General features: G+C 71.3%; 9 protein-coding genes. 5 read left to right on the top strand and 4 right to left on the bottom strand.

The features are described from left to right. Window positions 1–11 precede the first annotated feature (11 nt). Genes IPL89_05580 through IPL89_05570 form a run of 3 tightly spaced genes read left to right on the top strand, consistent with a single transcriptional unit; the run spans window position 12 to window position 5176 of the window. Window positions 12–1793, top strand: coding sequence for a long-chain fatty acid--CoA ligase (locus tag IPL89_05580; GenBank protein ID MBK9062652.1), 1782 nt, complete (start codon window positions 12–14; stop codon window positions 1791–1793). Between the two features lie 36 nt (window positions 1794–1829). Next, a complete protein-coding gene (locus tag IPL89_05575; protein ID MBK9062651.1) occupies window positions 1830–3827 on the top strand; it encodes an oligopeptide transporter, OPT family in 1998 nt (665 codons plus the stop codon). A 2-nt stretch (window positions 3828–3829) separates the two neighbouring features. Further along, window positions 3830–5176 carry a hypothetical protein gene (locus IPL89_05570; GenBank protein ID MBK9062650.1) on the top strand — a complete coding sequence of 449 codons (1347 nt, stop codon included), beginning with the start codon at window positions 3830–3832 and terminating at the stop codon, window positions 5174–5176. A 5-nt stretch (window positions 5177–5181) separates the two neighbouring features. On the opposite strand, the gene IPL89_05565 is transcribed toward IPL89_05570, so the two are convergent. Together IPL89_05565 and IPL89_05560 are read right to left on the bottom strand one after the other, a co-directional pair. Continuing rightward, a complete protein-coding gene (locus IPL89_05565; protein MBK9062649.1) occupies window positions 5182–6618 on the bottom strand; it encodes an NAD-binding protein in 1437 nt (478 codons plus the stop codon). Window positions 6619–6676: 58 nt separating this feature from the next. Beyond that, window positions 6677–7174 carry a CBS domain-containing protein gene (locus IPL89_05560; GenBank protein ID MBK9062648.1) on the bottom strand — a complete coding sequence of 166 codons (498 nt, stop codon included), beginning with the start codon at window positions 7172–7174 and terminating at the stop codon, window positions 6677–6679. Between the two features lie 145 nt (window positions 7175–7319). Here IPL89_05560 and IPL89_05555 point away from each other — a divergent pair, with 145 nt between their 5' ends. Both IPL89_05555 and IPL89_05550 read left to right on the top strand, forming a co-directional pair. Continuing rightward, entirely contained in the window at window positions 7320–7625 is a 306-nt protein-coding gene (locus tag IPL89_05555; GenBank protein MBK9062647.1) for a hypothetical protein, read from the top strand. Window positions 7626–7719: 94 nt separating this feature from the next. Further along, on the top strand, window positions 7720–9285 hold the full coding sequence (locus tag IPL89_05550) for a malate synthase A (protein ID MBK9062646.1): 1566 nt from the start codon (window positions 7720–7722) through the stop codon (window positions 9283–9285). Between the two features lie 1291 nt (window positions 9286–10576). Here IPL89_05550 and IPL89_05545 read toward each other — a convergent pair. Then, window positions 10577–11992, bottom strand: a complete 1416-nt coding sequence (locus IPL89_05545) for a DUF1501 domain-containing protein (protein ID MBK9062645.1) — start codon at window positions 11990–11992, stop codon at window positions 10577–10579. Between the two features lie 2 nt (window positions 11993–11994). Further along, on the bottom strand, window positions 11995–14004 hold the full coding sequence (locus IPL89_05540) for a DUF1800 domain-containing protein (protein MBK9062644.1): 2010 nt from the start codon (window positions 14002–14004) through the stop codon (window positions 11995–11997). Window positions 14005–14026 lie beyond the last annotated feature (22 nt).

The following is a 14026-nucleotide window of genomic DNA, read 5'->3' as shown; positions in this document are numbered from 1 at the left end:
CTTCACGGACGATCCCCGAGCTCCTTCTCGCCCGCGTCGACGCGACGCCGGACGCCCCTGCGTTCCTTCACCCCGACGGCAAGGCCTGGAAGACGCTCACGTGGCGCGACACCCTCGTCCGCGCGCGCGAGCTGGCCTGCGGCCTCCTCGCTTCGGGCCTGAAGCCCGGACAGTGCGTCGCGATCGCGTCGTCGACGCGCGTCGAGTGGGCGCTGGCGGACCTCGCGATCGGCTGCGCCGGCGGCGCGACGGCGACGATCTACCCCTCGTCCTCCGACGAGGATACGGAGTTCATCCTTCGGGACTCGGGGGCGCCGGTCGTGTTCGTCGAGAACGCGGCGCTCGCTAAGAAGGTGCTGAGCCGCCGCAGCGCGCTCCCCGAACTCCGGCACGTCGTCGTCTTCGAGGCGCCCGAAACGCCGGTGGAGGGCGCGACGTCGCTCGGGGCGCTCACGGCGCTCGGGCGCACGTGGGATTCCGCGCACGCCGGCGGCTTCGACACGGCCCTCCGCGCCGTCAAGGCGGACGACCTCGCCGCCGTGATCTACACGTCGGGCACCACGGGCCGGCCGAAGGGGGTCGAGCTGCCCCACGACTGCTGGGTCTTCGAGGCGGCGTCCGTGGAGACGACCCAGACGATCGGATACCGCGACGTGCAGTTCCTCTGGCTGCCGCTCGCGCACGTCTTCGGGAAGATGTGCCTGACGCTCGGCGTCCAGATGGGTTTCCCGACGGCGATCGACGGCCGGCTGGACAAGATCGGCGACAACATGGCCGCCGTCGAGCCGACGTTCGTGTGCGCGGTGCCGCGCGTCTTCCAGCAGGCGCGCGCGAAGGTCATCCGCAAGGCGCTGGCCGAGGGCGGCGCGAAGGCGGCGATCTTCAAGTGGGCGCTCGACGTCGGGCTGGACGTCGCGCGGCGGCGGCAGGCCGGGCGGGCGGTGGGGCTGCTCCTCGACGCGAAGCACCACGTCGCGGACCGCCTCGTGTTCTCGAAAATCCGCGCCCGCTTCGGCAAACGGCTCAAGTTCTTCTTCAGCGGCAGCGTCGCGCTGCCGCGGGGCCTCACGGACTTCTTCGCGGCGTCGGGCATCGCGATCGCCGAGGGCTACGGCCTGACGGAGTCGACCGCGATGACGTTCTTCAACCGGCCGTGGGCGAACCGCTTCGGCACGGTCGGGACGGTCGTGCCCGGCATGGACGTGAGGATCGCCGAGGACGGAGAGGTCCTGCTGCGCGGGCGCGGGGTCATGCGTGGCTACCGGAATCTCCCCGAGGAGACGGCCGCCGTGATCGACGCGGACGGCTGGTTCCACACGGGCGACATCGGGACGCTCGACGCGGACGGATACCTCTCGATCACCGACCGCAAGAAGGACCTCGTCAAGACGTCGAGCGGCAAGTACGTCGCGCCGCAGCGCGTCGAGGGGCGCCTCACGACGGAGACGCCGCTCGTCGCGCAGGCGGTCTTCCACGGCGAGGGGCGCAACTACGGGACCGCGCTTCTCGCGCTGTCGGAGGAGGAAGTCCGCGCCTGGGCAGCCAAGAACGACCTCGAGGATCGCGCGCACGAGGATCTCGTGAAAGACGAGCGTCTTCTCGCGCTCCTGCGCCGGCACGTCGACAAGGTGAACGAAGGCCTCGCGCCGCACGAGGCCGTGCGGAAGTTCGCCGTGCTGCCGCGCGAGCTGAGCGTCGCGGCCGGCGAGCTGACGCCGAGCATGAAGGTCCGCCGGAAGGTCGTCGAGGAGCGCTACAAGGACGTCCTCGACGCCCTGTACGTGGAGCGCTAAGTCGCTCTGTCAAGATCCCCGGACACCGGAGGACTGATGGACGCACCCGACTCGAAGTCGCTGCCCGAGAACGCCTACGAGCCGCTCAAGCCCGGCGAGACGTACGCCCCGGTCGTGCCGGCGACGCAGGCGCCGCCCGAGACGACGTGGCGCTCCGTCCTCTGGGGCCTGTTCTTCTGCGTCGTCTTCACAGTCGCCTCGGCGTACTCGGGCCTCAAGGTCGGCCAGGTGATGGAAGCCGCGATCCCGATCTCGATCCTCGCGATCGGCCTCGCGCGCGTCTACACGCGCCGCTCGCACCTCCTCGAGAACGTCATCGTCACGACGATCGGCGGCGTCGCGGGCGGCATCGTCGCCGGCGCGATCTTCACGCTCCCCGCGCTCTACACGCTCAAGCTCAACCCTCACCCCGCCCAGACGATCTTCATCTGCCTCGCGGGCGGGTGCCTCGGGATCCTCTTCATCATCCCCCTGCGCCGCTACTTCGTGAAGGAGATGCACGGGCAGTTCCCGTTCCCGGAGGCCACCGCGATCACGGAGGTCCTCGTCACGGGCGAGAAAGGCGGCGCGCAGGCGAAGCTCCTGATCCAGGCCACGGTCATCTCCGGCATCTACGACTTCTTCGTCACGACGTTCCAGGTCTGGAAAGAGTACGTCGACTTCCAGTTCCTCCCGTTCATGAAGGACGCCGCGGACAAGGCGAAGGTGATCGTGAAGTTCGACGCCGTCGCCTTCATCCTCGGCCTCGGCTACGTCATGGGCCTGCGCGCGTCGATGATCCTCGTCGCCGGGGGCGTCCTCGCGAACTTCGTCCTCGTGCCGCTCATCTGGATGCTCGGGCGGCACATCCCCGAAGCCGTCTACCCCGCCCTGAAGCCGATCGCCCAGATGTCCGCCGAGCAGATCTACCGTGGCTACGTCCGGTACATCGGCGTCGGAGCGATCGCGACGGCCGGGATCTTCGGGATCCTGAAGTCGCTGAAGATCGTGGCGGGTTCGTTCGGAATCGCGGCGAAGGCGTTCCGGGCGGGGACCGGCGTCTCGTCGGAGCGGACGGATCGCGACATTTCGCTGATCGCGATCCTCCTCGGAACGGTCCTGTCGGCCGTCGCCGTCGGGGCCTTCTTCGGGACGCTCGGCTCGACGCTCACCGCGGTCCTGATCGCGCTCGCCCTCGCGCTCGGCTTCTCGTTCTTCTTCGCGTCGGTCGCCGCAAACGCGATCGCGACGATCGCGCGCAACCCCGTGTCCGGGATGACGATGCTCACGATCATCATCTCGTCGGTCATCCTCCTGAAGTTCGGCGTCTCCGGGACGACGGGCATGTTCTTCGTCATGGCGCTCGCCGGGATGGTCTGCACGGCGCTCTCGGTCTCCGGCCAGATGATCACGGACCTCAAGACCGGCTACTGGCTGGGCTCGACGCCGGCTGCCCAGCAACGTGTCAAGTTCATCGGCGTCCTCGCGTCGGCGATCGCGGTGGGACTCACGATCTTCCTTCTCGCGAAGGTCTACCAGTTCGGCGAGGTGGCTCCCGGGGACGCGCGCGAGGTCCTCGCCGCGCCGCAGGCCTCGATCATGAAGGTGCTCGTCGAGACGTTCATGAACCGGCAGCCCATCGCGTGGTTCCTGTTCGGGACGGGCGCCGCGATCGCGGTCGCCATGGAGATGCTGCGGGTTCCCGCGCTCATCTTCGCGCTCGGGATGTACCTGCCGCTGGAGCTGAACTCACCCGCTCTCGTGGGCGGAATGATCTCGCACTTCGTGATCCGCAAATCCGAGAAGGCGGGCGGCGCGGCGGGCCGCACGATGCGCGAGCGGGCAATCATCATCGCGTCGGGCCTCATGGCGGGCGGCGCGCTCGGCGGCGTCTTCGGCGCCGCGCTGCGCCTCTTCGGGTGGTACCGCGAGGATCTCGTCAGGACGCCCTTCTACGGGAACGACGCCGTCTCGCAGGGGGTCTCGATCGCCTTCTTTGTCGGCCTCTGCCTCTATCTCTGGATCGACTCGACTCGAAAGGTCAAGGAGAGCTGAACATGCCGCTCACGGGACTCGACGCCTCGACCGCCGAAGCGCTCATCGGGATCGACACGCTCTGGGGCGGCGACGTCATGAACCCGTCCGGGACGGGCCGGTTCATCGCGGACTGCTGGTTCTCGGACGAGCCCCTGCCCGCCGCGTACACGCACCCGTCGGCCGCTCCATTGCGCGCGAACGGCGGAGTGGGCGCGAAGGCCCCGGACAAGGCGTCGATCGAGGCCTACGTCGCCGCCGTGGACGTGAAGGGCGCGATCGGGCGCGTGATCGAGGGAGCCCGCAAGGCGGGCGGCCTTCGCGGCGCGTACCTCGAAGGCCTCGGCCTGTGCAGCGAGGTCATGTGGGACCTCGGGATGGAGATCCTCGGCAAGGGCCCCGAGGTGCCGTACGAGCGCTGCGTGAAGACGATTCTCGGCCGCTCGCCCGAACCGTCGAGGCCGGAGGAGAAGCGGCGGCGCGTCGCGGATCTCCTGGCGCACGCCGGACACGCGTCGAGCGGCGGGGACTCGCTCCTCGCGGCCGTGGACGCGTGGCGCCGCGCGCGTCTCGTGCCGGGCAAATCGATTCCGGCGCTCGGCGACGCCTTCATCGCGCACTACGACGCCCTAACGGCGAAGAACCTGCTCCCGTTCCTGCCGAAGGAGCTCGCCCGCGTTCCCCGGGCGAACGTCAAGTTCCTCGCGATCGAGAACGCATGGTTCTCGGGCTCGATGAACTACCTCGGCCACGCGCGCAAGGCGGACGGCTCACCCGAGTACGAGGCAACGTACGAGCTGAACGCGTCTCTCCAGATCTCGGTACCCGAGTTCCAGCAGCTCGTGAGCCACGAGGTCGTGCCGGGGCACGTGACCACCTTCGCCTACCTGCAGGACCTCTTTGTGAGGGGGCTCGTCGGGTTCGAGGCGTCGGTCCTGACGATGAACACGCGCGCGGCGGTTCTCTTCGAGGGCATCGCGAACAACGGCGTCCTCGTCGCGCACGGCGTGAAGGAGCCGCACGAGCTCCCGGACCGCGACCTCGAGCTCGGCCTCCTCCTCGCGCTCCTGCAGGACGATGCGAAGAACCACTCCTCGTACCTCACGTGGAAGGAGAAGCTCCCGCAGGCCGACGTCGCGAAGACCCTCCGGAACGAGTTCCTCGTCTCCGCCGAGCGCGCGGACAAGCTCTCGGGCGCGTGGGGCCGGCACCCGCTCCTCGGACGGATGTACCTGCCCGCCTACCGCGCGGGCACCGAGCTCGTCGCCGACCTGCGCCGCCGGCATTCACCGGAGAAGGTTCTGCCCGCAATGTACGGCGTGAACGGCCTCGTCGACGCAACGACGCTGCCGCGGATGCTGGAGGGCTGACCCGGTCAGGTCGGGGGGGCCGCGAGCGGCCGCCGGCTCCAGGCGAGGCCGGCGTCGCTCCGACGCAGGACGTGCAGCGCGTCGCCGGAGACGACGGCCGTCTCGACGCCCTCCTCGAGCGCCGCGGCCACGAACATCGGCGCGGCGACGCGCGCCGCGCCCATCGCGACGTCCACGTCCAGCCCGGCCTGCACCTTCGCGGCGAGGCCGGCGTCGAACAGGCGCACGACCGTCCGGATCTTCGGGTTGAGCTTCCGGGCGAGAAGCGCGACGCCGAGGTTGACTGCGTCGTCGCCGGTGACCGCGACGACGGCGCGCGCCGTCGCGACCCGCGCTTCCTCGAGGACCGCGAGCCGGCGCGCGTCGCCCGTCACGACGGCCGCGTGCGCCCCGTCTCCCCGCGCCCCCGCGGCCGCCGGGTCCACGTCGACGGCGACCGTCGCGATGCCCGCGCGCGCGAGTTCGGCCATCGTGCGCGATCCGACGTTTCCCAGGCCGACGACGACGACGTGGCCGGAAGCAGGCACGCGGCCACGCCCAAGGAGGCGCTCGAACCGCTCCGTCACGACGAAGGCCGTGAGAATGGACGTGAGCGTCGCGAGCGTCGCCGACCCGAGCACCATGAGGAGGCAGCCGAAGAGCTTGAGCGCGGGCGACGCCTTTAGGGGCGTGATGTCTCCGTAGCCGACCGTCGTCACGGTCGTGACGACGAAGTAGAACGCGTCCACGAGGGACAGGTCCATGCCCCACGAGAAGACGAAGACGGAGAGCGCCGTGAGGCCGATCAGAGCCGCGAAGACCCACCTGAGGCCGAGCGGCGCGCTCTTCCAGACGCGGGCGAGGCCGGAAGAGAAGGGACGGCGGCCCTCGGCCCGAGGCGGGTTCCGCCGCGAGACGAGCCGGGCGCGCGCCTCGTGTTCCTCGAGGACGAGGAGCGCTCCGTCCTCGCCCCGGAGCACGACGTCCAGCTTCCCCTCCGAGGCGAACGACGCGAGGACCGACTCGCCGAGCGCGGCGCCGGCGAACGCGGGCGCGGCGAGCGCGGAGACCGAAAGTGCGCGCCGGACGCCGTGCGTTGCCTCGAGCTGCTGCGCAAGGTTCTGGTCGAAGAGGCGGGCCACGACCGGGAGGTCCGGCCTGAGCCGCCGGGCGTCGAGCGCGATCTCGAGGTTTATGGGGTCGCGGTCCGTGACGGCGAGGAGCGCGCGCGCCTCCATGAGGCCCGCGGCCTTCAGGAGCTCCGGATCCCGCGCGTCGCCCGTCACGACCGTCGCGCCGGCCGCGGAAGCCGCACGCATCCATTCCGAGCGCGTCTCCTGCGTCACGACGACCACCCGCTCGCCGAGCCGGGTCAGGAGCTCGACGATCCGGAACCCGACGTGCCCCATCCCGCACACGAGAAAGGGCCCGGGCGCCGGGTCGCGGGAGGGCGGACTGCTCATCGGAGGCGGCCGCCATTATCGCGGACGCGCTGCACCCCTCCCCGGCCGGACCCCTGGGTCAGTGCTTCTCGATCCGCGGGGTCGCCTCGCGGCGGGCAACCTGCCGGAGGAGCTCGCCGGCCCGAGGGCCTTCCTCGGCCATGGGAATGTCCGACAAGCTGATGACGCCGACGACGTGGCGGGCGTCGTCCACGACCACGATGCGCGATTTGCGCTCGGCCGCCATCCGCTCCTCGGCGAACCAGAGCTCGTCCCCGTCGCGGCACGTGACGAGCCGCTTCGTCATGATGTCGGCTGCCTCGGCCGTGAGCGGACGGCCCTCCGCGATTCCGCGCACGACGAGGTCGCGATCCGTCACGACGCCGACGAGCTGGTGCTTCACGTCGACGACCGGGAGCATCCCGATCTTCCACTCGCGCATGAGGTCGGCGCACTTCTTGAGGGAGTCCTTCTCCCGGCAGGTCACGACCTTCTTCTTCATCACGTCCTGGACGTACATGGACGCCTCCTCGCGGCGCGTCCCGCACCGGGTCCCCGCGATCCGGACGTGAACCACCGCTGAATGCAACGTGGGAGCCGGAACGGGCGCACCGCGAGGGATACACGTGCATCATGTGGCGCCGGCGCCGCCCGGCAGGATTGATGCAATGGCACGATTCTCCCAACGGCCGGGGCCGTGGAGAATTCCCACGGAGACGAGCATGGCGATCATCCCCGTAACCCGGGTGAAGGTCGAGCGCGCCGGCCGCGTCCTTCTCGACGGCAGCCCGGTCACGCTCGCGGCGCTCAAGAAGGCGCTCCCGGGCCTGAAGAAGAAGAAAGCCCGCATCCGCTACTACCGCGAGGGCGCCCGCACCGAAGCCACGAAACAGGCGCTGGCCGTGTTCGAGGCGGTGATGGACAGCGGCCTCCCCGTCGAGCTCTGCGACGACGAGGCGCAGTTCCAGGGAGACAGGATCGGGCTGCCGAAGGAAGAGAAGCCCGACGACGACTCCTGGTGGGGCTGAACCGCGGCGCCGTTCCAGCCACGGCCCTACATTTGCTTCATGAGTCCCGGGGCGGAGCTTCGCCTCCATAATCCCGGGCCTCGGAGGGAGTCTGATGGACGGCATCCAGGTCCTGTCGCGCGCGCCCGAGGCGACGGACGCGATCCTCACGAAGGAGGCACTCGACTTCGTCGCGCGCCTTCACCGCACGTTCGATCCGCGGCGGCAGGAGCTCCTCGCACGCCGCGCCGAGCGCCAGAAGCGGTTCGACGCCGGCGAGCCGCCGGCTTTCCTCGCCGAGACGAAATCCGTCCGCGACGCCGCATGGAGGGTCGCGCCAGCGCCGTCCGACCTCCAGAAGCGCTGGGTGGAGATCACCGGGCCCGTCGAGCGCAAGATGATGATCAACGCGCTCAACTCCGGGGCCTGCGTCTTCATGGCCGACTTCGAGGACTCGCTCGCCCCGACGTGGGCGAACGTCGTCCAGGGCCAGCAAAACCTCAAGGACGCCGTCCGCCGGACGATCGCGTTCACGAGCCCGGAGGGCAAGGAGTACCGCCTCGCCCCGGAGATCGCGACCCTCCTCGTGCGGCCGCGCGGATGGCACCTCCCGGAGAAGCACGTCCTCGTGGACGGTGCGCCGCTCTCGGCGAGCCTCTTCGACTTCGGCCTCTACCTCTTCCACAACGCCTACGCGCTGAAGGAGCGCGGCACCGGCCCGTACTTCTACCTCCCGAAGATGGAGAGCCACCTCGAGGCGCGCCTCTGGAACGACGTCTTCGTCGCGGCGCAGGAGGGCCTCTCGATTCCGAAAGGGACGATCCGCGCGACCGTCCTCGTGGAGACGCTGCCGGCGGCGTTCGAGATGGACGAGATCCTCTACGAGCTGAAGGACCACATGAGCGGGCTCAACGCGGGCCGCTGGGACTACCTCTTCAGCCTCATCAAGAAACTGCGCGCGCACGCGGACGTCCTGCCCGACCGCGGGCAGGTCACGATGAACGTGCCGTTCATGCGCGCCTACGCCGAGCTCCTCGTGAAGACGTGCCACCGCCGCGGCGCGCACGCGATGGGCGGGATGGCGCCGTTCATTCCGACGCGCAAGGACGCCGAGGTGAACGAGCGGGCGCTCGCGAAGGTCCGGGCCGACAAGGACCGCGAGGTCGCCGACGGTTTCGACGGCACATGGGTCGCGCACCCGGACCTCGTCCCGACGGCCTGGGAGGTCTTCGAGAAGGCCTTCGGGACGAAGCCGAACCAGAAGGAGCGCCTGCGTGAGGACGTCGTCGCCGACGCGCGGAGGCTGACGGACCTCGCCGTGCCCGGAGGCACCATCACGGACGCCGGCCTCCGCCTGAACGTGAATGTCACGCTCCAGTACCTGAACTCGTGGCTCCTCGGAAACGGCGCCGCGGCAATCTACAACCTGATGGAGGACGCCGCGACGGCCGAGATCTCGCGCGCCCAGCTCTGGCAGTGGATCAGCCGGAAGGCGACGCTCGCCGACGGCAGGACCGTGACGAAGGATCTCTACCGGAAGGTGCGCGACGAGGAGCTTCCAAAGGTCGGAGGGCTCGCGAACGGCCGGATGAAGGACGCGGTCGAGATCCTCGACCGCCTCGTCCTCGACGACACGTTCGCGGAGTTCCTCACGCTCCCCGCGTACGCGTACCTCGAATAGGCCTCAACCCGGGGCGGGCCGGCCCCCCCCCACCCCCCCCCCCCCCCCCCCCCCCCCCCCCCCCCCCCCCCCCCCCCCCCCCCCCCCCCCCCCCCCCCCCCCCCCCCCCCCCCCCCCCCCCCCAACCACCCCCCCCCCCCCCCCCCCCCCCCCACCCCCCCCCCCCCCCCCCCCCCCCCCCCCCCCCCCCCCCCCCCCCCCCCCCCCCCCCCCCCCCCCCCCCCCCCCCCCCCCCCCCCCCCCCCCCCCCCCCCCCCCCCCCCCCCCCCCCCCCCCCCCCCCCCCCCCCCCCCCCCCCCCCCCCCCCCCCCCCCCCCCCCCCCCCCCCCCCCCCCCCCCCCCCCCCCCCCCCACCCCCAAACCCCCAGAAGGGGGCCCCCCCGAGAGCCCCCCCCCCCCCCCCCCCCCCCCCCCCCCCCCCCCACCCCCTCCACCCCCACCCCCCGCCCCGCCCCCCCCCCCCCCCCGCCCCCCCCGCCCCCCCCCCCCCCGGCCGCCGCCCGCCCCGCCGCGCCGGACAAGGAAGGGGGGGGGGGCCCGGGGGGGGCCCCGCCCCCCCCCCCCCCCCCCCCCCCCGCCCCCGCCCCCGGGGGCCCCCCGGGCCCCCGGCAGCCCCGGGGGCACAGGCCCCCCCCCCCCCCCCCCCCCGCCCCCCCGGGCCCCGGGCCCCCCGCCCCCGCGAGGCCCACGGGCGCAGGGGGCGGCCCCCCCCCCCCCCCCCCGCCCCGCCCGCGCGCAGGGGCGCCCCGCGCCCGCCCCCGCGCCCCCCGGCCCCCGCCCCCCCGCCGGGCGCGCCCCGCCCGCCCGCGCCCCGCCCCCCGCCCCCCCCCCCCCCCCCAGGGGCGGGCCGCCGCCCCCCCCCCCCCCCGCCCGGGCGCCCCCCCCCCCCCCCCCCGGGGCCCCCCCCCCCCCCGCCCCCCCGGGGCCGGGGCCCCGCCCCCCCCCCCCCCCCCCCCCCCCCCCCCCCCCCCCCCCCCCCCCCCGGCGCGGGGCGGAAGCGGGGGCCGGGGGGCCAAAAAAAAAAAAGGGGCCCGGGCCCGGGCCCCCCCCCCCCCCCAGCGGCCGCCCCCCCCCCCCACGCCGGGGGGCGCCCCCCCCCGCGCCAGCCGCCGGCCAGGGCCCGGCCCGGCCGGGCCCCCCCCCCCCCCCCCCCGCCCCCCGCCCCCCCCCCCCCCCCGCGCCCGCCCCCCCCCCCGGCGGGGGGGGGGGACCCGCGGGGGGGGGGGAAGGCGGGGCCGGGGCGTCAGGGCCACGCGGGGAGCTTACCGCCCCCCGCGCGGCCCGGGTTCGATCAGGGGTTCAGGAATCCGAGGTCGTTCGTCGGGAAGCGGTAGAGATTCGGGAAGACCGTGTTGAGCTCGGCCGGCGTCGCGCCGAGCCAGAGGCCGAGCGTGGCCGCGTACTGGTCGACGGCCGTGTTCGGGATCCAGCGGCCGCGGCTGTCCGTGTCGTACGCCGTCCCGAGCGCGAGATCGGGGAAGGGCGTCAGGTTCAGACCGGCGTTGCCGTAGAAGTCGGCCGCCTTGATCGCGCCGCCCATGACGAGCTGGTGGCTGCCCCACGCGTGGTCCGATCCGACGGACGTGCCGGAGCCGGACGGCGCCATCGTGCGGCCGAAGTCCGACATCGTGAACGTCGTGACGTTGTTGTGGAGGTTCTGGTTGAACATCTCCTGATAGAACGCAGCCATGGCCTTCGAGATCTGCGTGTAGAGGCTCGTGTGGGACGCGAGCTCGTCCTGGTGCGTGTCGAACCCGCCGATCGAGCAGAAGAAGACCTGCCGGCTCACGTTGAGGGACACCTGGTTCTGCTTGATGATCTTCGCGACCTGCTTGAGCTGGTTGCCGAGGCCCGTGGCCGGGAAGGTGGCCGTGACGACCGGATCCGACGCGAGAGACGCCTGGATGTCGAGGCCCTGCTGCGTGATGTCGCTCGTCGCCTTCACGAGCGGGACTCCCGTGTCGAAGGTGCGGAGCGAGTTGAAGGCCGTCTTCCGCGCGTTGTCGACGGCGTTCGCTGCGAATCCATTCAGCGGGAAGATCGCGTTCAGAGCCGTCGGCGCCGGGGCGACGTTCAGGGACTTGATCGTCTGGCCGATGTTGAACTGGTTGTTGCCCGAGAGGGAGAGGGATGCGGGGAACGACGTCCCCGTGTTTAGATCGGAGACCATGTCGATCACGCGTCCGCCCCAGCCGTAGAGGGATTTCGCGTCGGACTGCGGCGCCATCCACGAGGACTGCTGGTCGCTGTGCGAGAAGAGCTGGTACGGGCGATACGCCGCGTTGGAGTTGTAGAGCGCCTTCGTCGTCGGCCAGCGCGTCATCGGCCCGACGTTCGAGACGACGGCGAGCTTGCCCGCGTTGTATAGCGCCGCGAGCTCGGGCATCGCGGGATGCAGGCCGAAATTGAGGCCGAAGCTCGTCGGGGCCGTGAAGGCGGTGGCCCCCAGCGGCGCGATCGCGAGCGACGCCCCGCGCGACTGCGCGTAGGCGTTGTACCCCGAACCGCCCCCGGCGGTGACCGGGATGACCATGTTGTTCGCGTCGTTGCCGCCGAACATGAAGATGCACACGAGCGCCCGGTACTGGTTCGGCGGCGCCGCGGAGGCGGCGTGAGCCAGCAGGCCGAACCGGTCGAGGCCCTGTTCGAAGGCGGCGAACCCGGCGGCGCCGCACGCGAGCTTGAGGAAGTCCCTGCGATTCGTCATGTTTACCTCTCGACCTGGAACTGCGAGGACGTGGCGACGAGATACGTCGCCTGCTGCGCGCGCTGCTTCGGGCTGGACGCCGGGATCGCGTTGACGGCCGTCACGATCGCCGTCTTCGCGCCTGCGGACAGGAGGCCGCGGCAAAGAAGCTGGTTGAGCTGTTCGACCATTGCGGCCGGGTCGTTCGAGAGCGACTGGATGACGCTGAGGTCGAGCGACGTGCCGAATGGATTGTTCGCGCCGGTCGGGATGGACGAATAGACGAACGTATTCACGAGGTTCGCCCGCCGGAGCGCCGTGAGCGCCGACTGGATCCCGAACTCCGGCCCGAACATCGTCGACGAGCCCGGCAGCTGGTTGTCGTTCGGGTAGTAACTGAAGACCGTGTCCGGGTTGAAGAGGTTCTGCCCGATGTTCGTCAGCTGAGTCGCGAGGACTCCATCCGACACCCCCGTGCCGTTCGCCGCCCTCGCGCCGAGCGCCCGAAGGAGCGCGATCGTGAAGTACACGGGGTCTCGGAGGATGCCGAAGTTCGGATCCGTGGCGCCCGCCAGCGCCTCGGAATCCGTCACGACCGCGCGGACGACGGCGGCGAGGTCTCCCTTGACGCCCGAGCCGTTGTTGTTGAACTTGGCCGCGACACGCCCGACGTAGGCCGGACTCGGGTTGGACGTAACGAGGCCGCGGATCAGCTGCGTCGAGACGTACGGCGCCGTGTTCGCGTGCGCCATGATCGCGTCGATCGCCTGGTTGACCTCGATGTCCCCGTTCGTGTTCGCGTTGAACGTCCAGGCACAGCCCGTCGGCGTGATCGGGTTCGACCAATCGCAAAGGAACGACTTCTTGCCGCGGTCGTGGCTCGCCTCGACGAGGACCATGTTGGAGTTGTAGTTGGACGTGCCGGCCACCGGAGGCGCCGCGAGCTTCCAGCCCGTGAAGACGCGAGAGAGCTCGTTGATGTCGTACTGCGTGTACGTCGGGATCGTGTTGCCGCCGAGGTCGAGCTTCGGCGTCCCGTCCGTGTTGAGCTGCACGAGCCCGATCGAGAAGAGCTGCAGGATTTCGCGCGCGTAGTTCTCGTTCGGGTTCTGGAGGGTCGAGGTCCTCATGTTGAGGTAGTCGCCCATCGCCGGATTCAGCGTGAGCTGGTAGAGGATGTCGCGGTAGTTCCCGAAGGCGTTCCCCACGAGGATGTTCAGGTAGGGAACCATGTGGCTCGGCTGGATCTCCTGCTGGCCGGAGATCACGAGGAACTTGTGCAGGGCCCAGACGACGCGCTGGCGGAGCTGGTCCGGGTAGTAGAGCGCGTTGTAGATGAACGTGTTCTGGAGCGGGTACATCGTGTAGTTGTCCCGCTGACAGGTGCCCGTGCAAGCCCCCGGAATCGTGTCCGGGAAGAGCGCCGACGGAACGAAGTAGTTCGGCGGAATCGAGAACTGCTCGTTCAGCCAGCCGTTCATGCCGACGTCCCGGATGTGGGCGACGAGCTGCGGCGTCGCGCCAAAGCTCGTGAGGTTCGCCACCGCGGCGTACGTGGACAGCGGCGAGGCCGGCAGGTCTTCGAAGTATCCCGAGACGTCGATGAGGAAGTGAACGGTTCCCGCCGGCATCTCCGTGAAGACGGCGATGTCTCCCGTGGTCCCGAGGCGGGCGATGAAGTTGTTCGCCCGTGTCCGGCCGGCCTTGAAGTTGATCGCGGTGGCGCCGGTGGGCGACGGTGTCCCGGTCGGAAAGATCGCGAGGTCGCCCGCGGTCGACGGGTTGACCACGGTCACGTTCGTGACCACGGCGCGCGCCGTGATCGGGACACCGCACGCGCCCGCGAGCTGAAACGCGCGCGCCCCGCCGGCGACGAGCGCCGGGCCGCCCGCGGCGCCGTTCGGGTTCCGCGTGTCGACCGCGCGGCAGGGCGTGATCGGGTAGAACTTCGACTGGGGCGACTGGGCCAGGGCCGCCCCGGGCAGGAGCAGCGACAGGAGAGCGACCGACCGGGCCGAAAGGCAATACTTCATCCCGTACTCCCGCGGCATTGCC

It is taken from the genome of Acidobacteriota bacterium (genome assembly GCA_016716715.1).
Lineage (GTDB): Bacteria > Acidobacteriota > Thermoanaerobaculia > UBA5066 > UBA5066 > Fen-183.
This window is presented reverse-complemented; position numbering and strand designations above follow the sequence as displayed.